General features: G+C 75.2%; 16 protein-coding genes. 9 read left to right on the top strand and 7 right to left on the bottom strand.

Features of this window, described 5'->3' with window-relative positions:
- The 8 genes from ABDB74_RS11565 to ABDB74_RS11530 all read left to right on the top strand — a co-directional run bounded on the left by ABDB74_RS11565 (position 1) and on the right by ABDB74_RS11530 (position 12056).
- On the top strand, positions 1–777 hold the full coding sequence (locus ABDB74_RS11565; RefSeq protein ID WP_346618648.1) for a cyclase family protein: 777 nt from the start codon (positions 1–3) through the stop codon (positions 775–777).
- Positions 774–2429 carry a thiamine pyrophosphate-binding protein gene (locus ABDB74_RS11560; RefSeq protein WP_346618647.1) on the top strand — a complete coding sequence of 552 codons (1656 nt, stop codon included), beginning with the start codon at positions 774–776 and terminating at the stop codon, positions 2427–2429. The genes ABDB74_RS11565 and ABDB74_RS11560 overlap by 4 nt, the downstream gene beginning before the upstream one ends.
- Before the next feature lie 312 nt (positions 2430–2741).
- The gene (locus ABDB74_RS11555) at positions 2742–3641 is read left to right on the top strand and encodes an urea amidolyase associated protein UAAP1 (RefSeq protein ID WP_346618646.1); all 900 of its coding nucleotides are present in this window, start codon (positions 2742–2744) and stop codon (positions 3639–3641) included.
- Complete coding sequence (locus tag ABDB74_RS11550; protein WP_346618645.1) at positions 3638–4324, top strand: urea amidolyase associated protein UAAP2; 687 nt, start codon at positions 3638–3640, stop codon at positions 4322–4324. The genes ABDB74_RS11555 and ABDB74_RS11550 overlap by 4 nt, the downstream gene beginning before the upstream one ends.
- Positions 4321–7983 carry an urea carboxylase gene (uca, locus tag ABDB74_RS11545; protein ID WP_346618644.1) on the top strand — a complete coding sequence of 1221 codons (3663 nt, stop codon included), beginning with the start codon at positions 4321–4323 and terminating at the stop codon, positions 7981–7983. The genes ABDB74_RS11550 and uca overlap by 4 nt, the downstream gene beginning before the upstream one ends.
- Entirely contained in the window at positions 7980–9731 is a 1752-nt protein-coding gene (gene atzF, locus ABDB74_RS11540; RefSeq protein ID WP_346618643.1) for an allophanate hydrolase, read from the top strand. Before uca ends, atzF begins: the two co-directional genes overlap by 4 nt.
- Positions 9732–9816: 85 nt before the next feature.
- Positions 9817–11310: a sodium:solute symporter family transporter gene (locus tag ABDB74_RS11535; RefSeq protein WP_346618642.1), complete on the top strand. Its 1494-nt coding sequence runs from the start codon at positions 9817–9819 to the stop codon at positions 11308–11310.
- Between the two features lie 53 nt (positions 11311–11363).
- The gene (locus ABDB74_RS11530) at positions 11364–12056 is read left to right on the top strand and encodes a helix-turn-helix domain-containing protein (protein ID WP_346618641.1); all 693 of its coding nucleotides are present in this window, start codon (positions 11364–11366) and stop codon (positions 12054–12056) included.
- 53 nt (positions 12057–12109) lie between these two features.
- On the opposite strand, the gene ABDB74_RS11525 is transcribed toward ABDB74_RS11530, so the two are convergent.
- Positions 12110–12472 (bottom strand): DUF1330 domain-containing protein, encoded by a 363-nt coding sequence (locus ABDB74_RS11525; protein WP_346618640.1) that lies wholly within the window; start codon positions 12470–12472, stop codon positions 12110–12112.
- 61 nt (positions 12473–12533) lie between these two features.
- On the opposite strand from ABDB74_RS11525, the gene ABDB74_RS11520 reads away from it, so the two are divergent.
- On the top strand, positions 12534–13406 hold the full coding sequence (locus ABDB74_RS11520) for an alpha/beta hydrolase (RefSeq protein WP_346618639.1): 873 nt from the start codon (positions 12534–12536) through the stop codon (positions 13404–13406).
- A 16-nt stretch (positions 13407–13422) separates the two neighbouring features.
- Here the strand turns inward: ABDB74_RS11520 and ABDB74_RS11515 are convergent, their stop codons facing one another.
- The 6 genes from ABDB74_RS11515 to ABDB74_RS11490 all read right to left on the bottom strand — a co-directional run bounded on the left by ABDB74_RS11515 (position 13423) and on the right by ABDB74_RS11490 (position 18800).
- A complete protein-coding gene (locus ABDB74_RS11515; protein WP_346618638.1) occupies positions 13423–15051 on the bottom strand; it encodes a peptide chain release factor 3 in 1629 nt (542 codons plus the stop codon).
- Between the two features lie 128 nt (positions 15052–15179).
- Complete coding sequence (locus tag ABDB74_RS11510) at positions 15180–16757, bottom strand: polyamine aminopropyltransferase (RefSeq protein WP_346618636.1); 1578 nt, start codon at positions 16755–16757, stop codon at positions 15180–15182.
- Between the two features lie 4 nt (positions 16758–16761).
- Positions 16762–17226 (bottom strand): DUF350 domain-containing protein, encoded by a 465-nt coding sequence (locus ABDB74_RS11505; protein ID WP_346618635.1) that lies wholly within the window; start codon positions 17224–17226, stop codon positions 16762–16764.
- Between the two features lie 49 nt (positions 17227–17275).
- Entirely contained in the window at positions 17276–17674 is a 399-nt protein-coding gene (locus ABDB74_RS11500) for a DUF4247 domain-containing protein (protein WP_346623878.1), read from the bottom strand.
- 5 nt (positions 17675–17679) lie between these two features.
- Entirely contained in the window at positions 17680–18189 is a 510-nt protein-coding gene (locus ABDB74_RS11495; protein ID WP_346618634.1) for a DUF2617 family protein, read from the bottom strand.
- Entirely contained in the window at positions 18186–18800 is a 615-nt protein-coding gene (locus ABDB74_RS11490) for a DUF4178 domain-containing protein (protein ID WP_346618632.1), read from the bottom strand. Before ABDB74_RS11490 ends, ABDB74_RS11495 begins: the two co-directional genes overlap by 4 nt.
- Positions 18801–18830: the final 30 nt, after the last annotated feature.

The following is an 18830-nucleotide window of genomic DNA, read 5'->3' as shown; positions in this document are numbered from 1 at the left end:
ATGTCGATCCTCTCCAGCCTCGCCGAGGCGCTGGCCGGCGACCGGGTCGAGGTCGTCGACCTCACCGCGCCGCTGTCGGCGGAGACCCCGGTGATCCAGCTGCCCGAGCCGTTCGCCCAGACGGCGCGGTTCGAGCTGGAGGAGCTCAGCCGGTACGACGACCGCGGCCCGGCCTGGTACTGGAACAACTTCCGCACGGGTGAGCACACCGGGACGCACTTCGACGCGCCCAACCACTGGGTCACCGGCCAGGACGGCGACGACGTCGCCTCCGTGCCGGCCGCGAAGCTGATCGCCCCGGCAGCGGTCCTCGACTTCTCCGCGCAGGCGGCCGAGGACCCCGACTTCCTGCTCGAGGTCGAGCACGTCCGGGCGTGGGAGGCCACCCACGGCCCGCTGCCCGCGGGTGGCTGGCTGCTCTACCGCACCGGGTGGGACACCCGGTCGGACTCCCAGCAGGCGTTCCTCAACGCCGACGACACCGGCCCGCACACCCCGGGTCTGTCGCCGGCCTGCGCGCGCTGGCTGGCCGAGGAGTCGCCGGTCATCGGGCTCGGCGTGGAGACGGTCGGCACCGACGCCGGTGCGGCGCACTCGTTCGACCCGCCGTTCCCGTGCCACGCCGCGCTCATGGGCAGCGGCAAGTACGGCCTCACCCAGCTGCAGAACCTCCACCGGCTGCCGCCCACCGGTGCCCTGATCATCGCCGCACCGCTGCCGATCGTCTCGGGCTCCGGCTCGCCGTCGCGGGTGCTGGCGCTGGTCGAGCGCGGATGACCCCTGCGCCCGGGGCGCGGACGGTCGCGCACGCGGTGGGGGAGGCGCTCGTCACCGCCGGGGTCGACACCGTCTTCGGCGTGGTGGGGTCGGGCAACTTCGTCGCCACCACCGCGATGGTCGCCGCCGGGGCGCGGTACGTCGCCGCGCGGCACGAGGGCGGGGCGGCCACGATGGCCGACGCCTACGCCCGCACCAGCGGCCGGCCCGCCGTGCTCAGCGTCCACCAGGGGTGCGGGCTGACCAACGCGCTCACCGGTATCACCGAGGCCGCCAAGAGCCGGACCCCGCTCGTGGTGCTGACCGCGGAGGCGACGTCCCCGCGGTCCAACTTCTTCGTCGACCAGCCGGCGCTGGCCGCCGCGGTCGGCGCGCTCTCCGTGCGCGTGACGTCGGCCGCCGACGCGGCGACGCAGGCCGCCGCGGCGGTGGCGCGGGCCCGGGACGAGCGACGCGTCGTCGTCCTCAACCTGCCGCTGGACGTCCAGGGCGCCGGGGCGGGACATGCCGCGCTCCCGCTCACCGCCCCGCCCCCGGCGCCCCCTGCCGCCGGCCGGGAGCTGGAGCTGCTCGCCGATGCGCTGCGGCAGGCGCGCCGCCCGGTGTTCGTGGCCGGCCGCGGTGCCCGGGGGCCGGGGTGCCGGGAGGCGCTGGAGGAGCTGGCCGGCCGCTGCGGCGCGCTGCTGGCCACCTCGGCGGTGGCCAAGGGCCTCTTCCGCGGCAGCCCGTGGGACCTGGACGTCTCCGGCGGGTTCGCCACACCCCTGGCCGCGGAGCTGATCTCCGGCGCCGACCTGGTCGTCGGCTGGGGCTGCGCGCTCAACATGTGGACGATGCGGCACGGCCGGCTGATCGCCGACGACGCCGTCGTGGTGCAGGTCGACCTCGACGCCGACGCCGTCGGTGCCCAGCGCGAGGTGGCCTTCGGCGTGGTCGGCGACGTCCGGGCCGTCGCGGAGGCGGCCGTCGCCGGGCTGGGGGACGACGGCGCGACCGGCTACCGGACCCCAGAGGTGCGCGAGGCGCTGTCCCGCCGCGGGCGCTGGCGGGACGAGCCGTTCGCCGACGCCGGCGACGGCGAGCGCATCGACCCGCGGACCCTGACGATCGCGCTCGACGACCTGCTGCCCGCCGACCGGGTCGTGGCCGTGGACTCCGGCAACTTCATGGGCTACCCGAGCATGTTCCTGGACGTCCCCGACGAGCACGGTTTCTGCTTCACCCAGGCCTTCCAGTCCGTCGGCCTCGGGCTGGCGACCGCCATCGGTGCCGCGCTGGCCAGGCCCGACCGGCTGCCGGTGGCCGCCCTTGGCGACGGCGGTGCGCTGATGGGCGCGGCCGAGCTGGAGACCGTCGTCCGGCTGGGCCTGCCGATGGTCGTCGTGGTCTACGACGACGCCGGCTACGGCGCCGAGGTGCACCACTTCGGCCCGGACGGGCACCCGCTGGACGTCGTCCGCTTCCCGGAGACCGACTTCGCCGCGATCGCGCGCGGGCACGGCTACTCGGCGGTCACCGTCCGGCGCCCGGCCGACCTCGATGGGGTGGCCGCGTGGCTGGCCGGGCCGCGTTCGGCGCCGCTGCTGGTCGACGCCAAGGTCGCCCGCGACGAGCCCTCGTGGTGGCTGGACGAGGCCTTCCGGGGCCACTGACCGGGGTCGGGGGCGCGAGTGCGCGCTCAGCGTCGTCCCGTGCCCGTCGGGACGACGCCGAGCGCGCAACGGCCGTGCCCGGACGTCCGGGCTACCGGGCGGTGGTGGCCCGGAGCGCCCCCGGTCGTGCTCTCCGTGGCGCTGCGTCACGGTGCGGTTCCGGTCACCTGACAGAAATACATCGCGACGCTTCTTAACGAGTGCGCCCGGACCGGTAACTCCACGGCAACCCGCGACCGGACGGCGCCCCGAAAACTGTCGAGCGACAGAAACCCCTCTCCACGAGGGGGTCGCCGACAGGACGGAGCGCCCGTGACCAGCACCATCCGCGCGACCGCCGCACGCGTGCCGGAGGACTCCGGCACGGCCACCACGGCCGGCGCCCGGGCGCACGCCCGCGCCCAGCACGGCCAGGTCGCCGCCCACATGCGGTACGTCCCGCCGTCCACCGCACCGGAGCTGCCCGGCGTGCAGCCCGACGACATCCGGGCCGCCGCCGTGACCTGGGCGGAGACCGTGGCGCCGGGCGGCTACACCACCGCCGTCCTCGCCCGCGGCACCCGGCTGCGGCTGACCGACCGGGACGGCGACGCGTGCGCCCACCTGCTGCTGCACCGTGCGGACTCGCCGCACGAGCGGCTCAACGTCGCGGACACCGTCAAGGTCCCGTGGCAGGCGTACCCGACCACCGGCCACCCGCTGCTGAGCGGCTTCGGCCGGGTGCTGGCGACCGTCGTCGCCGACTCGTCCCGGATGCACGACGCGCTGACCGGCACGTCGACGCGCGCGGGGAACCAGGCGCGCTACGGCGCAGCGGAGCCGGAGTCGGCCAGCCCGGCCGGGCGCGAGCTGTTCACCCTCGCCGCGCTCAAGCACGGGATCGGGGTACGCGACCTGCCGCCGTCGATCTCCTTCTTCCAGGGCGTGCGCGTCGGTGCCGACGGCGGGTTCGGCTGGCTCGGCTCCGCGGGGGCCGGCGCATCCGTCGACCTGCTGCTGCACGCCGACACGATCGTGCTGCTGGCCAACACCGCCCACCCGCTCGACCCGCGGCCGGAGTTCACCTGCTCCCCGCTGGAGGTCCGCGCCTGGGGTGCCGCCCCCGAACTCGACCGCCTCGCGGCCGGGGAGCTCGTGGGGCCGCTGGGCCCCGAGCACCTGCAGGCCATCGCCAACACCGACGCCGACCTCCGGGCCAGGGGAGTGCTGTGACCATCCGAGAGCTCGACCGGACCGACGCCCCGGACGCCGCGGCGGCCGCCCTCGTGCCGGGCGCCGTGCTGCTCGACGAGCACGTGCCGGCCCGCGCGTCCTGGTCGGCCGTGGTGGCCGCCGGGGACGTGCTGACCATCGTCGACCTCGCCGGCAACCAGGCCGTCGACTGCCTGCTCTACGCCGCCGGCGACACCGCCGTCCGCTACTCCGCGCCGGAGACCATCCGCCGGCAGGGCCGCATCTTCCTCACCACCGGCTCGGTCCTGCGGGCCGACACCGGCCAGGCGCTGATGACGGTGGTGGCCGACGAGGTCGGCGTCCACGACACCCTCGGCGGAGCCTGCTCGAAGGAGTCGAACACCCTGCGCTACGGCCAGCACACCCGCGCCCAGCACGGGTGCATGGAGAACTTCCTCCTCGAGGGCGCCCGGCACGGACTGACCGCCCGTGACCTCGCGTCGAACATCAACTGGTTCATGAACGTCCCGGTCGATGCCGACGGCGCCCTCGGCATCGTCGACGGCCTCTCCGGGCCGGGGAAGCGGGTGGCCCTGCGGGCCGACGTCGACACCCTCGTGCTGGTCTCGAACTGCCCGCAGATCAACAACCCCTGCAACGCCTTCGACCCGACCCCCGTCCGGATGGTCGTCACCCGGCCCGCCGGGAGGGACGCGGCATGAGCATCGACACCCTGCTCGTCGCCAACCGCGGCGAGATCGCCGTGCGGATCATCCGCTCGGGCCGCGCGCTCGGACTGCGCACGGTCGCCGTCTTCTCCGACGCCGACCGCGGTGCCCCGCACGTGCACCTGGCCGACGACGCCGTCCGCATCGGCCCGGCCGCACCACAGGAGAGCTATCTCCGGGCCGAGGCCGTCCTCGACGCCGCCGTGCGCACCGGCGCCGGTGCGGTGCACCCCGGCTACGGCTTCCTGTCCGAGGACGCCGGGTTCGCCGCTGCGGTCGAGGCCGCCGGCCTGGTGTTCGTCGGGCCCACCCCCGAGCAGCTGCGGATCTTCGGCACCAAGCACACGGCGCGCGCCGCCGCCCAGGCCGCGGGCGTGCCGATCTTCCCGGGCACCGGCCTGCTCACCGACGCGCCGGCGGCGCTCGCCGCGGCCGACGAGGTCGGCTATCCGCTGATGCTCAAGGCCACCGGCGGCGGCGGGGGCATCGGCATGCAGGTCTGCCGCGACGCCGGGGAGCTGCTGGCCGCCTACGACCGCGTGAGCCGGCAGGCCGAGCGCAGCTTCGGCACGACCGGTGTGTTCGCCGAGCGCTACGTCGAGAACGCCCGCCACGTCGAGGTCCAGGTCTTCGGGGACGGCACCGGCCGCGTCGTGTCGCTGGGGGACCGCGACTGCTCGTTGCAGCGCCGCAACCAGAAGGTGCTGGAGGAGGCGCCCGCGCCCGGGCTGCCCGACGAGCTCCGGGAGCGGCTGCAGGAGGCGTCCCGCGCCCTGGCCGCGTCGGTGGACTACCGATCCGCGGGCACCGTGGAGTTCGTCTACGACGCCCGCCGCCAGGAGGCCTCCTTCCTGGAGGTCAACGCCCGCCTCCAGGTCGAGCACCCGGTGACCGAGGCGGTGACCGGCGTCGACCTCGTCGCCTGGATGCTGCGGCTGGCACAGGGGGACACCGGCGTGCTCGACGGCCACCTGACCGCCGGGCGGGGCACCGGCGCGGTGCCCGTCCGCGGGCACGCGGTCGAGGCCCGGGTGTACGCCGAGGACCCGGCCCGCGACTTCCAGCCCAGCGCCGGCGTGCTCACCGCCGTCACCTTCCCGGACGGGGACGGCGTCCGCGTCGACACCTGGGTGGAGAGCGGCACCGAGATCTCCCCGGCCTACGACCCGCTGCTGGCGAAGGTCATCACCTCGGGGGCCGACCGCGACGAGGCGCTGGACCGGTTGGCCACCGCGCTGGAGCGGACGTCGATGCACGGCATCGAGGTCAACCTCGGCCTGCTGGCCGCCGTCCCCGGTCACGGCGACGTCCGCGCCGGCACGCACAGCACCGCCACCCTGGCCGGCGTCGGTGATCCGCGACCGCGGATCACCGTCGAGCGCCCGGGCCTGCTGACCACGGTCCAGGACGCACCCGGCCGGATCGGCCTGTGGCAGGTCGGCGTACCGCCGAGCGGGCCGATGGACGACCTGTCGTTCCGGCTCGGCAACCGGGCGCTGGGCAACCCCGAGGGCGCGCCGGGCCTGGAGTGCACCTCCGGCGGACCGGCGCTGCGCTTCACGCACCCGACCACGGTGTGCGTGACCGGCGCGCAGTGCCCCGTCACCGTCGACGGCGAGCCCGTCCCGATGTGGGAGCCGGTGCACGTGCCCGCGGGCGGGCTGCTCGACGTCGGCACCGCCGAGGGGACCGGCCTGCGCGCCTACGTGCTCCTCGCCGGCGGCCTCGACGTGCCGGCCTACCTCGGCAGCGCCGCCACCTTCACCCTGGGCCAGTTCGGCGGGCACGGCGGGAGGGCGCTGCGTCCCGGGGACGTGCTGCGCACCGTGGCCGGGGTGGCCCCCGCACAGGTGCCCGCGGCCGTCCCGGCCGAGGTGCGGCCGGCCATCCCGCACGACTGGCAGCTGGCGGTGACCGAGGGGCCGCACGCGGCGCCGGAGTTCTTCACCCGGGAGGACGTCGACACGCTCTACGCCAGCGCCTACACCGTGCACTTCAACTCCGCCCGCACCGGTGTGCGCCTGGAGGGACCGCAGCCGACGTGGGCCCGACCCGACGGCGGCGAGGCGGGGCTGCACCCGTCGAACATCCACGACAACGCCTACTCCGTCGGCGCCCTGGACTTCACCGGCGACACCCCGATCCTGCTCGGGCCCGACGGCCCCAGCCTGGGCGGGTTCGTCTGCCCGGTGACCGTCGTGGCGGCCGACCGGTGGAAGCTCGGGCAGCTGCGCCCGGGCGACACCGTGCGGTTCGTCCCCGTCCGGGCCGCCGAGGCCCCCTCCCGGGCAGACCTGTCGGCGGCCCGGCGGGCCGCCTCGCCGGCCGTGCACGGCTCCGGCGGCGACGGCGACGACGGCGTGCTGGCCCGGCACCCGGCCCTGGACGGCGCCCCGTCGGTGACCTACCGGCGCAGCGGGGACGACAACGTGCTCGTCGAGTACGGGGAGATCGTCCTGGACCTCGCGCTCCGGGCCCGGGTGCACGCGCTGCACACCCGGCTCGCCGAGCTCCGGCTCCCCGGCGTCGTCGACCTCACGCCCGGCATCCGCTCGCTGCAGGTGCACGTCGACCCCGACGTCCTGCCGGTGCCGCGGCTGCTCGGGTTGCTGGCCGAGATCGAGCGGGAGTTGCCGGCCACCTCGGAGCTGGTGGTGCCGAGCCGGTCGGTGCGGCTGCCGCTGAGCTGGGACGACCCGGCGACGCGGGAGGCGATCTCCCGGTACATGTCCGGCGTCCGCGACGACGCGCCGTGGTGCCCGTCGAACATCGACTTCATCCGGCGGATCAACGGCCTCGAGCGGGCCGAGGACGTGATGGACACCGTTTTCGCGGCCGAGTACCTCACCCTCGGCCTGGGCGACGTCTACCTGGGCGCCCCGGTGGCGACTCCGCTCGATCCGCGCCACCGCCTCGTGACCACCAAGTACAACCCCGCCCGCACCTGGACCGCGGAGAACTCCGTCGGCATCGGCGGCGCCTACCTGTGCATCTACGGCATGGAGGGCCCCGGCGGCTACCAGTTCGTCGGCCGCACCAGCCAGGTCTGGAGCCGGTACCGGCGGACGGCGCCGTTCGAGCCGGGCAGCCCCTGGCTGCTGCGCTTCTTCGACCGGATCTCCTGGTACCCGGTCTCCCCGGAGGAGCTGCTGGACCTGCGCGCCGACCTCGCCGCCGGCCGCGGCTCGGTGGAGATCACCGAGGGCTCCTTCTCGCTCGCCGAGCACGAGCGGTTCCTCGCCGACAACGCCGGCTCCATCGAGGCCTTCCGTGCCCGGCAGGCCGCCGCCTTCGACGCCGAGCGCACCGCCTGGACCGAGGCGGGGGAGTTCGACCGGGCCCGTCGCGCGGAGTCCGCGGCCGTCGCCGCGCCGGCCGCCGAGCTGGTGCTGCCCGACGGGGCCGAGCGGGTGGATGCGCCCTTCGTGGCCAACGTGTGGCGGATCGACGTCGCGGTGGGCGACCGGGTGTCCGCCGGACAACCACTGCTGGCCCTGGAGGCGATGAAGATGGAGTCGGTCGTGACCGCACCGGCCGAGGGCGTGGTGACCCACGTCCTGGTGGGCACCGGCACGCAGGTCACCGCCGGCACCCCGCTGGTGGTCGTGGCGGCCGAGGCCCCCGAGCCGGCCGTGGCCGGAGCCGCGTCGTGACCGCGGTCGAGCGGGTCCGGGCGGCCTACCGCGCCATCGCGGACGTCGGCCGGCCGGAGGTCTGGATCCACCTGCGCCCGGAGGCCGACGTCGTCGCCGAGGCCGCGGCGGTCGACGCGCGGGTGGCAGCAGGGGAGCGGTTGCCGCTGGCCGGGCTCGCCGCCGCGGTCAAGAACAATGTCGACGTCGCCGGGCTGCCCACCACGGCCGGCTGCCCCTCCTACGCTGCCGGGCCGGCGGCCGAGGACGCCCCCGTGGTGAGCCGGCTGCGCGCCGCCGGCGCCGTCGTCCTCGGGACGACGAACCTCGACCAGTTCGCCACCGGCCTGGTCGGCACCCGCAGCCCCTACGGTGCGGTCCGCGACGCCCGGCGGCCGGACCGGATCTCCGGCGGGTCGAGCTCCGGGTCGGCGGTGGCCGTCGCCCTGGGCCTGGTGGACGTGGCCGTGGGCACCGACACGGCCGGCTCCGGCCGCGTCCCGGCCGCGCTGCAGGGATTGGTGGGGATCAAGCCCACCGTCGGCGTCGTGCCCACCGCCGGTGTGGTGCCCGCCTGCCGTTCCTACGACTGCGTGACCGTGTTCGCCCGCGACGTGGACACGGCCGATGCCGCGATGGCGCAGATGGCCGGGGGTGCCCGCCCCTGGCCGCCCGCCACCCAGCTGGCCGCACGGCCGCGCGCCCGCGTCGCCGTGCCCCGGGAGCTGCCGGGCCTGTCGCCGTCCTGGCAGGCGGCGTTCGGGGCCGCGGTCGAGCGGCTGGCCGCCACGGGGGCGGAGATCGAGGCGATCGGCCTCGCGCCGTTCCTGGCGGCCGCCCGGCTGCTCTACGACGGCGGGCTGGTCGCCGAGCGGCACGCCGCGGTCGGTGCCTTCGTCGACGCGCACGCCGACGAGGTCGACCCGACGGTCGGGGCGATCATCGGCGCGGCCGGCTCGGTGGGGGCGACCCGCCTGCTGCACGACCGCGAGCGGCTGGCCGAGCTCACCGCCGCCGCGCTGGCGCGGCTCGAGGGGTTCGACGCCCTGCTGGTGCCCACGACCACGGAGCACCCGACGCTCGCGGAGGTCGCCGCGGACCCGGTCGGGGTGAACAGCCGGCTCGGCACCTACACGAACTTCTGCAACCTGATGGACCTGTGCGCCGTGGCCGTGCCCTCGGGCACGGTGCGGGACGACGACGGCGGCGGTTCCTGCTTCGGGGTGTCGGTCATCGCCCGGGCCGGCGGCGACGCCCTCGCCCTCGACCTCGCCCGGCTGGTGCAGTTGGACCCGCCCGCGGTCGCCCGGCCGGGCGCCGCCGAGGTGCCGCCGGGTCCGGGGCTGCCGTGGCCGCTGCGGGCCGGTGCGGCGACGACCCGGCTCTTCGTCGTCGGCGCCCACCTGCGCGGGCAGCCCCTGGAGCACGAACTGGACGACCGCGGTGCGCGGTGGCTAGGCCCCGCGACCACCGCGCCGGCCTACCGGCTGGCCCGGCTGCGCACCGTGCCCGCCAAGCCCGGGCTGGCCCGGGTCGGACCGGCCGACGGCGTGGCGGTCGGCGGCCAGCTGTGGCTCGTGGGCACCGCGCAGCTGGGGGACTTCCTGGCCGCGCTCCCCGCCCCGATGTACCTGGGCCGCGTCGAGCTGTCCGACGGCTCGTCCGCCGTCGGGTTCGGCTGCTCGCCGGAGGCCTGGGCCGCCGGCACCGACATCAGCGAGCACGGCGACTGGCCCACCGCGCAGCGCCGGCACCTCGTGGACGCCTGACCCCTCCGCGCCTCCTCCGGCAACGGCGCCGGGCCCCGTACCGCGAACCCCGTTCCGTTCCGTCCGCCCGTCTGGAGCCCCTCTCATGATCGTTGCCGGTATCGGCGTCTGCCTGCTGGTGATCACCGTCAGCGGCCTGGTGTCCGCGCGCAGGGTGCGCGGCAACTCGGCCAACTACCTCGTGGCCGGGCGCAGCCTGTCCGCGGGTCTGGTCGGCGCCGTCCTGATCTCCCAGGCGGTCGACTCCAACGCCACGCTCGGCAACGCCGACCTGGCCGCCGGCTTCGGCTGGTGGGCCGGCGCCGCGCTGCCCATCGGGCTGGCGCTCTGCCTGCTGCTCATGGGCCTGTTCTTCGCCCGCCGGATGCACCGGTCCGGCGTCGTGACCCTGCCGGAGTACTTCCGCCGCCGGTTCGGCCGGGCCATGGAGCTCAGCGCCTCGGTGCTCACCGTCGGCAGCTTCTCGATGCTGCTGGCCGGCAACCTGGTGGCCCTCGGGTTCCTCCTGGAGCGGTTCGTCGGCGTCAGCTACGCGGTCGGCATCGTGCTGGTGATCCCGCTGGCGCTCCTCTACACGATCACCGGCGGCATGTTCGCCAGCGTGTACACCGGCGTGGCCCAGGTGGCGATCAACGTCGTCGGGGTGATCGCCCTCGTCGTGTGGATGGGCACCACCTACGGCTTCGACGCACCCGAGGGGCTCGGCGCCGGCTCCCTGGAGCAGCTCACCGCGGCCGATTCCGGTGCGGTCATCAACTGGGCCACGATCATCGCCCTCGGGCTCGGCAACCTGGTCGCGATCGACCTGATGCAGCGGGTGTTCTCCTCGCGCAGCCCGCGGACCGCGCAGCGCGCCTGCTTCGGTGCCGCCGCGGGGATCCTGCTGTTCTGCCTGCCGCTGTCGTTCGTGGCGGTGGCCGCGGTCGGGGTGGTGGGCGACGCCGCGGCCGACGGGCCGATCCTCTACACGCTCCTGGGCGAGTACGCCCCCGCCTGGCTGGCCGTCGTCGTCATCTCGGGGATCCTGGCGGCCACCGTCACCACGGTCAGCGGGGTCCTGCTCAGCACGGCGTCGGTGCTGGTCCGCAACGTGGTCCGGGTCGATGCCGGCGCCCCGGAGATGACCCCGCGGATCCTGCGGGCCACCCGGCTGGCGACCCTCCCCATGGCCGCGCTCGCCGCGCTGATCGCGCTGCGGGTGCCGCAGACCGGCATCCTGCTGACCCTCACCTTCGACCTGCTGCTGGCCAGCCTCGTCGTGCCGTTCGTCCTGGGCCTGTACTGGCAGCGGGGAGGGTCGGCCGCGGCGCTGGCGTCCGTCGTGGTCGGCATCGGTCTCCGCCTGGTGCTCTTCGTCCTGACGCCGACGATCTACGGCGTCGAGAACACGCTCCTGCACGTGCCGAACGGCCTGGTCACCTCCGCGGTCGACGGCTGGTCGACGATCTGGTCGGCGGTCGCCTCGCTCGTGGGGTACGTGGTCGTCGCCGTCGTGGTCCCCCGGCGGGTGGTCGTGGAGGTCCCGGCCGCGCTCCCGGCGCCGGTCCCGGCGCCGGCCGGCCTCGCGGCCGCCCGGTGACGGCGGGAGCGGCGGTCCGTCCGTCGGCCGGGGCGGCGGGCACGATCGTCGGTGTGCGCACACCGACCGCCGGGCGTCCCCGGATCGAGGACCGCAGACGCCCCGGTGCCACCGCCGGTGAGGAGGTGCTGGACGCCGCGGCGGAGCTGTTCACCACGCGGGGGTACGCGGCGACCTCCACCCGGCAGATCGCCGAGGCCGTCGGCATCCGGCAGGCGTCGCTGTACCACTACTTCCGGACCAAGGACGACATCCTCGAGGCGCTGCTCAGCGACACGGTCACCCGGCCGCTGGCGGCCTGGGCGCTGCTCGGCGAGCGCCCCGATCCCCCGGAGGTACGACTGCACGCGCTGGCCCTGCTGGACTCGCGGCAGCTGTGGGAGAGCGCCTGGAACGTCGGGATCCTGTACCTGCTGCCGGAGGTGCGCACCGAGCGCTTCGCCCGGTTCCACCGGGAGCGCGACGACCTGCGGGAGCGGTACCGGCAGCTGGCACGGGAGGTCCTCGCCGGGCTGCCGCAGCCGACCGACGACGTCCTGGTGGCAGATCCGGTCGACGACGACGTCGTCTTCCGGCTGACCGAGACGCTGCCGAACCTGCGGGCCGACGGCCTGGGGCGGACGGACGAGCCGCTGCGCACGGCGGATCTCGGGCTGCACGCCCTCGGCTGGCGGGGGGACCGCACCCGGCTGCGATCGGCCTCGCTCGCCGCGGTCGCCGAGGTCAGTGCCCGGCTCGGCGCCTGACCCGCTCGGCTTCTCCCCGCGGGCGCAATGGTCGTGGCCGGACGTCGGCCCGGTCAGCGCTCGGTGGTGGCCTGCAGGACCGCCTCGGCGAGCGCGCGGCTGCGCAGCTCGGTCACCTGCTGGTACTCGGGGTCGGCGACCATCTTGCTGAACGCCTCCCGCGAGGGGTAGCGGACCAGCAGCACCGTGTCCCAGGCCTGGCCCGACTCGGCCACCAGGGCGGTCGACCCGTCGCCGGCGTAGAGCACCTCGCCGCCGTACCGGGGCAGGAACGTGGTCGACAGCGCCTTGGCGTACTGCGCGTAGAGCTCGCGGCCGCCCTCGGCGTACCGGAGCAGGTTTAGCATCACCACCGGCCCGCCCGGGTCCTCCTGGAGGTAGCGCTTGAGGTCTGCACCGCGGGGATCGATCGCCATGCGGGCAAGCTAGCAATGGCGAAGCCCGGGTGGACCCCGTCGACCCGGGTAGGGGAGCCCGATGATCGAGAACGCATCGCCCCGGGAGGACTCGATCCGGCTGCGTGACGGCCGGACGCTCGCGTACGCCGAGCACGGCGACCCGGCCGGCTGGCCGGTGCTGGCGTGCCACGGTTCGCCGAGCTCACGGCTGGAACGCCACGTCGAGGACCCCGCGGACTACCGACGCTGGGGGATCCGCCTGATCGTCCCCGATCGCCCGGGGTTCGGGCGCTCGGACCCGCAGCCCGGGCGCCGGGTGATGGACTGGCCCGACGACGTCGGCCAGCTGCTCGACCACCTCGGCGTCGACCGTTTCTCGGTGGTCAGCCTGTCCGGCGGGGCGGCCTACGCCCTGGCCTGCGCGCACGTCTTCGCCGACCGCGTCCGGGCGGTGGGGATCCTCGGCGGGGCGCCGCCGCCCGACGTGCCGTGGCCGTGGCCGCGGTGGGTGCCCCGTCGCGTGCGGGAGACCGTGCACCGCCCCGCTCGGCTCGCGGCCGTGCTGCGGCCGGTGCTGGCGCCGATCGGACTGCGGCCGGCGATGATCCCGCGCTACCTGCAGCTGCGGCTCAACGCGGCCGACCGGCGGGTGATCGGCCGGCCGGCCGTCCGGCGGATCCTGGCCCGGACGTTCACCGAGGGGCTGCGCAACGGCACCGCCGTGCTCGCCGAGGACCGGGCCCTGCTGTTCCGGCCGTGGGGGTTCCCGCTGTCGTCGGTCCGCCAGCACGTGCACGTCTGGCACGGGACGCAGGACTGGCAGGTCCCCGTCGTCCTCGGCCAGGTGCTCAGCGCGATGCTGCCCGACTGCACGGCGCACTGGCTGAGCGGCGAGGGGCACTTCCTGGTCTTCGACCACGCCGAGGAGATCTACGCGTCGCTGCGAGGCTGACCGCCGGTGCGCCGGTTCAGGCGAGCTGCGCGGCCACCAGGGGCTCGAGCGTGAGGGTGGGGTGCCGCTGCTGCAGCATCCGCAGCGCCCACTTGTCGGTGAACAGCGCCAGCAGCTCGCCGCTGGTCCGCTGCACGACCTCCACCCCGCCCGACGCGGCGATCAGCGGCAGCGACGCCTCGTCGGTGCGCATCGCGATGCTGTAGGGCAGCCGGTCCAGCGCCACGGGGGCGTTGAACTCGTGCTCCATGCGGTGGGTGGCGACCTCGAACTGCATCGGCCCCACCACGGCCAGCACCGGGGTGCCGTCGCCGCGCCGGTCCGAGCGCAGCACCTGCACCACGCCCTCGGAGTCCAGCTGCTCGATGCCCTTGCGGAACTGCTTGTGCTTGGCCGTCTCGAGGCTGCGGGCGACGGCGAAGTGCTCGGGCGCGAAGGTGGTGAGCGGGGGATAGCTGACAGGCCGGTCGGTGTAGAGGCTGTCGCCGACCCCGAGGGCGGAGGCGTTGACCAGCCCCACGACGTCGCCGGGGTAGGCGGTCTCGATGCTCTCGCGTTCCCGGCCGAAGACGTGCTGGGCGTACTTGGTGGTGAACGGACGGCGGGTGCGGTCGTGGGTGACGACCATGCCGCGCTCGAACACCCCGGTGCAGATGCGGATGTAGGCCAGCCGGTCGCGGTGGGCGGCGTCCATGCCCGACTGCACCTTGAACACGAAGGCGCTGAACGGCTCGTCGAGGCCGCGCACCTCGCCGTCGGCGTCGGGCCGCCCGGCCGGCGGCGGGGCGAGGTCGACCAGGGTGTCCAGCAGCGCGCCGACGCCGAAGTTCGAGACGGCGGAGGCGAAGAGCACCGGCGTGGTGACGCCACCGAGGAACGACTCCTGGTCGTGCTCGGCACCGGTGGCCTCGAGCAGCTCGGCCTCCTCCTCGGCCTGCCGCCAGACGTCGCCCTCCTGGGCCGCGGCGTCCGCGGCGGTCAGCAGCTCCTCGGGGGCGATCGTGGCGCCGCCGGCGGTGCGGGTGAAGCGGCGGAAGGTGCCGTCGCGCCGGTCGAGAACGCCACGGAAGTCGCCGGCGATGCCGACCGGCCAGGTCAGCGGGGTGGGGGTGAGCCCGGTGCGCTCGGCGATCTCGTCCATCAGCTCGAGGGCGTCCTTGCCGGGCCGGTCCCACTTGTTCACCACGGTGACGATCGGGATGCCCCGGTGCTTGCAGACGGCGAACAGCTTCATCGTCTGCGTCTCGAGGCCCTTGGCGGCGTCGACGAGCATGACGGCGGCGTCGACCGCGGTGAGCACCCGGTAGGTGTCCTCGGAGAAGTCGGCGTGGCCGGGGGTGTCGAGCAGGTTGATGACCGCGTCGCGGTACTCGAACTGCAGGGCGGCGGAGGTGATGGAGATGCCGCGGGCCTTCTCCATGTCCATCCAGTCCGAGACCGTGCCGCGGCGGCCGGCCTTGCCGTGCACCGCGCCGGCCTGGCCGATGACCCGGGCGTGCAGGGCGAGGGCCTCGGTGAGCGTGGACTTCCCGGCGTCGGGGTGGCTGATCACGGCGAAGGTCCGCCGGCGGGCGGCCTCGGCGACCGCCGACCGTGCGGCCCGGCCGGCCTCGTGTCGTTCGGCTGCGTCGGTGACGGCGGCCACGGTGGCACTCTCCTCGTTCGGTTCCGCGTCCCGCGGCGGCCGGCCCTCGGGCGGCGTCCGGCGGGTCCGGGCACACGGCCCGGACGGGCGGCCCGGAAGGGCGGCCCAGGACAAGAACGCTACATGCGTCAGCCGACGTAGCCGCTGCGCATGTCGTCGACGATCCGCGGCCGGTCGAGGGTGGAGGGCTCCAGGCGCTGCGGCCGCCGGTCGGCCGGGAAGACCCCGGCGGCCTGCAGGACCGCGTCGTCGAGGAACCGCAGCGGCGGGGCCGCGGGGGAGAGGGAGAGGCCGGGCGGGGTCCCGCCGGACTGCGCGACGGCGAAGCCCCAGTCGCCGAAGCTCGGCACGTGCACGTGGTACGGCGTGGGCGCCAGCCCGGCCGAGTCCAGCGTCGCGATCGTCCGCCAGAAGGCCGTGGGCGTGGAGTAGGGGCTGCCGGCCTGCACCGTGACCAGCCCGCCGGGCGCCACGGCCGCGGCGACGAGCCCGTAGAACTCGGTGGAGTAGAGCCGGCCGAGCACCGGGGTGTCCGGGTCGGGCATGTCCACGACCACCGCGTCGAAGCCGGTCGCGGCCGGGGAGCGCAGCCAGCGGAAGGCGTCGTCCAGCACCACCTCGACCCGGGGGTCGTCCAGCGCGCCGGCGTTGAGCCCGGCCAGCCGCGTCCGCGCCAGGTCGACGACCGCCGGGTCCAGCTCCACCTGCACGACCTCGCCGACCGTCGGGTGGCGGAGCACCTCGCGCGCGGCCAGCCCGTCCCCGCCGCCGAGGATCAGCACCCGCTCCGGATCGCGGGCCAGCACCGGGTGGACCAACGCCTCCGTGTAGCGGTGCTCGTCCCGGCTGGAGAACTGCAGGTCGCCGTCGAGGTACAGCCGGACGTCGTCGCCGCGCTCGGTGAGCACGACCTCCTGGTAGTCCGAGCGCTGCGCGGCCACCACCGGGTCGGCGTAGAGCCGCTGCCGGGAGGTGGTCTCGATGTCCTCGGCCCGGAGGAGCAGCACCCCGAGGACGGCGGCCGCCGCCAGTAGCGCCGCCGTGGCCGTGCGGCGGGCGCGGGGGGTCAGCTCACCGCGCAGGAGGAAGGTGGCCACGACCGCGGCGGCCAGGAGGTTGAGCACCCCGGTGAAAGCCGCGCCGCGGATCTGACCGGCCAGCGGCAGCAGCAGGAACGGCCAGGCCAGGCCGCCGAGCAGCGCGCCGGCGTAGTCGGCGGCGTTGAGGTCGGCGAGCAGCGAGCCCGAGCCGCGGGCGTCGACACCGCTGCGCCCGGACTGCAGCAGCGTCATGAGCAGCGGCACCTCGGCACCCACGAGGACGCCGATCACCGCCGTGCCGACCAGCAGGACCGCGCTGCTGGTCCCGTAGAAGGAGAACGAGACGTAGAGCGTCACGGCGCTCAGGCCGCCCACGACACCGAGCAGGATCTCCACCGCCACGAAGGTCGCGGCGGCGTGCCCGAGGAACGGCTTGACCAGCAGCGCGCCCGCGCCGAGCGCCGCGACGAACCCCGCCACGATCAGCGAGGTCTGGGTGATCCCGCCACCGGTGAGGCTCGCCGACAGGGTGAGCAGCACCAGCTCGTAGATCAGCCCGCACGCCGCGCAGACGGCGACGGCGGCCAGCAGCAGGGGGCGCGAGCGCACGCCGCCGCCCGCCGCGGCGGGACCCGCCGCCGACACCCCCTGCGCCGTCGCCGTCATGACCTCAGGACAGCGCGGCGGCGTTCACGGCGCCGATCGCCACCAGGCTGATGCCGATCGCCCACGCCGAGCCACGCATCCGCGGCTGGTTCACCAGGGAGCGCAGGTCGGCGGGGATGACCGCGTCCAGCACCCGGAGCGCCAGGGCCTGCAGCAGCACGCCGATCAGGCCGTAGACCGCCGTGTCCACCAGCCCCTGGCCCAGGTTGTCGGCGCTGGTCATGATCGCCGTCACCACGATGATCGCCAGCGCGAGGTGGTTGGCGCCGAGCAGGATCGCCGCGTTCGGGTTGTGGTCGAGGTAGACCTGCGTGCGGAGGTTCCCCGGGGTGATGAGGTCGAGCGCGAGGAACCCGAGGGCGAGCACGCCCACCCCGATGACGAAGAACAGCAGCGTCCCGACGACGCCCTGGATCAGCAGGTCGGCGTCGACGTAGCCGAACTCCACGGCCTGGTAGGTCGTGCTCACGTGAGGTCGCTCCTGGTCTCGAGGGGAGTGGGGACGTGCCGGGCGGGGGTCACTTGGCGTCCCCGGGACCGCCGCTGCCGCCCGTGCCGACGGGGGAGCCCGGCCGGAAGCCCGGCCCGAGGAAGGCGAAGAAGCCGCTGCGGTACCGCTCGTCGAGGTCCTCGACGCGCACGGTGCTGCCGTTCGCTGCGGCGCTGACGATCACGATGTCGTCGTCGTAGCGCAGGTACTCGTTCCCGCCGTCGGCCTGCCGTTCCGCCGGGGGGACGGCGTCGGTGATGGCCGCGGTCGTGGTGCCCACCGGATCGGGCGAGGCGTAGACCGCGGCGTCGCCGACGATCTCGGTCCGCTCGTAGGTGTCGTCGAGGAAGGCGCGGATGCGGGTACCGGTCCCGCAGCTGGTCAGGAGCAGGACGGCGGCCAGTGCGAGGGCCACCATCCGGGACATGGATCTCACGGCGTCCACCTGGTCTGTGTCGTGACGACCTCGCCGGTGTCGCCGGCGGGGTAGAGGTGCCAGGTCCGCCAGGCCCAGCCCCCGTCGGGGAGCGGGTCCGCGGTCATGGCGGTGAGTGCGCTGCCCGAGCCGGGGAAGGCGCCGCAGAGCCACGCCGTGTCCCGCGCCGCCCGCGCGCGCAGCCCGTCGGCGGTGGCGTCCAGCTCGAGCCGGTTCGTGCGGGTGACCGCGGAGGAGAAGCCGTAGCCGCCGGACCGCAGGGCCGGGGGCAGGGGGGCGCCGCCCGCCCCGATCGCGTCGCAGGAGACCTCCTCGGTGCACTCCTCCCCGCGGGCCCGCGCCGTCACCACGTGCGAGGCGCCGAGCACACCGAGGATCAGCGACCCGCCGTGCGCGTCGGTCAGCCGCAGCCGCGCGAGCGGCTCGGGCGCCGGGCCGCCGAGGAGCAGGCCGAGAGCGCCGGCGGCGACGTCCCGCGGCTCGACGTCCAGCAGGTGCAGGGTCATGCCTCGGGCGTCCGGTGGTAGACGGTCAGCTCGCCCCGGCTGACGGTGCGCCCGGTGGAGACCTCCCACGACTGCGTGGGGGCCCACCGCTCGAACGCGATCTGCCCGGTCTTGTCGGCCGTCGCGTAGTCGGCGTACTCCATGGTGCCGCTCGGCGGCGTGCCGGTCGTGCCCTCGGCGGTGTAGGCGGCCCGGCCGCGCTCGATCTGGCGGTGCACCCGGTCGTCGAGGATCACGTCGCCGTCCGGGGTCAGGTTCGTGCCCTCCCGGCGCATCCAGAGCGTCATCTCGAGGTCGCCCTCGTCGTCCTCGACCGTGAGCCACCGCCGGCCGGTCGACCCGTCGAGCAGGTGCTCGCGCCAGGTCATCCCGCCCTCCTCGAGCACGATGGTGCCGCGGACGACGTGGTCGACGCCCGCGTAGGTGATCACGTCGCCGACCCCGATCGAGTGCGGGTCGTAGACGTCGGGCTCGTCGGCCAGCGGGTCGACACGGGGCCGCGGGGCGGCGGCCTTCGCCAGGTTGCGGCGGCGCAGCACGAGGACGACCGCAGCCAGGATCGCGACGGCCACCAGGAAGACGATCAGCAGGACGAGGAGCACGTCGGACATCGGGCGGTCTCCTGGCGGGTCGGTGAACGG

It is taken from the genome of Blastococcus sp. HT6-4 (assembly GCF_039679125.1).
GTDB classification, from domain to species: Bacteria; Actinomycetota; Actinomycetes; order Mycobacteriales; family Geodermatophilaceae; genus Blastococcus; species Blastococcus montanus.
Note: the sequence above shows the minus strand (reverse complement) of the source record. Positions and strands in the feature narration are given on the sequence as shown.

What these genes read in the sequence shown, in the direction of transcription:
- ABDB74_RS11565 (WP_346618648.1), top strand. Translation starts at nt 1, where the DNA reads ATGTCGATCCTCTCCAGCCTCGCCGAGGCGCTGGCCGGCGACCGGGTC.
- ABDB74_RS11560 (WP_346618647.1), top strand. Translation starts at nt 774, where the DNA reads ATGACCCCTGCGCCCGGGGCGCGGACGGTCGCGCACGCGGTGGGGGAG.
- uca (WP_346618644.1), top strand. Translation starts at nt 4,321, where the DNA reads ATGAGCATCGACACCCTGCTCGTCGCCAACCGCGGCGAGATCGCCGTG.
- ABDB74_RS11535 (WP_346618642.1), top strand. Translation starts at nt 9,817, where the DNA reads ATGATCGTTGCCGGTATCGGCGTCTGCCTGCTGGTGATCACCGTCAGC.
- ABDB74_RS11525 (WP_346618640.1), bottom strand. Translation starts at nt 12,472, where the DNA reads ATGGCGATCGATCCCCGCGGTGCAGACCTCAAGCGCTACCTCCAGGAG.
- ABDB74_RS11520 (WP_346618639.1), top strand. Translation starts at nt 12,534, where the DNA reads ATGATCGAGAACGCATCGCCCCGGGAGGACTCGATCCGGCTGCGTGAC.
- ABDB74_RS11510 (WP_346618636.1), bottom strand. Translation starts at nt 16,757, where the DNA reads ATGACGGCGACGGCGCAGGGGGTGTCGGCGGCGGGTCCCGCCGCGGCG.
- ABDB74_RS11500 (WP_346623878.1), bottom strand. Translation starts at nt 17,674, where the DNA reads ATGTCCCGGATGGTGGCCCTCGCACTGGCCGCCGTCCTGCTCCTGACC.
- ABDB74_RS11495 (WP_346618634.1), bottom strand. Translation starts at nt 18,189, where the DNA reads ATGACCCTGCACCTGCTGGACGTCGAGCCGCGGGACGTCGCCGCCGGC.
- ABDB74_RS11490 (WP_346618632.1), bottom strand. Translation starts at nt 18,800, where the DNA reads ATGTCCGACGTGCTCCTCGTCCTGCTGATCGTCTTCCTGGTGGCCGTC.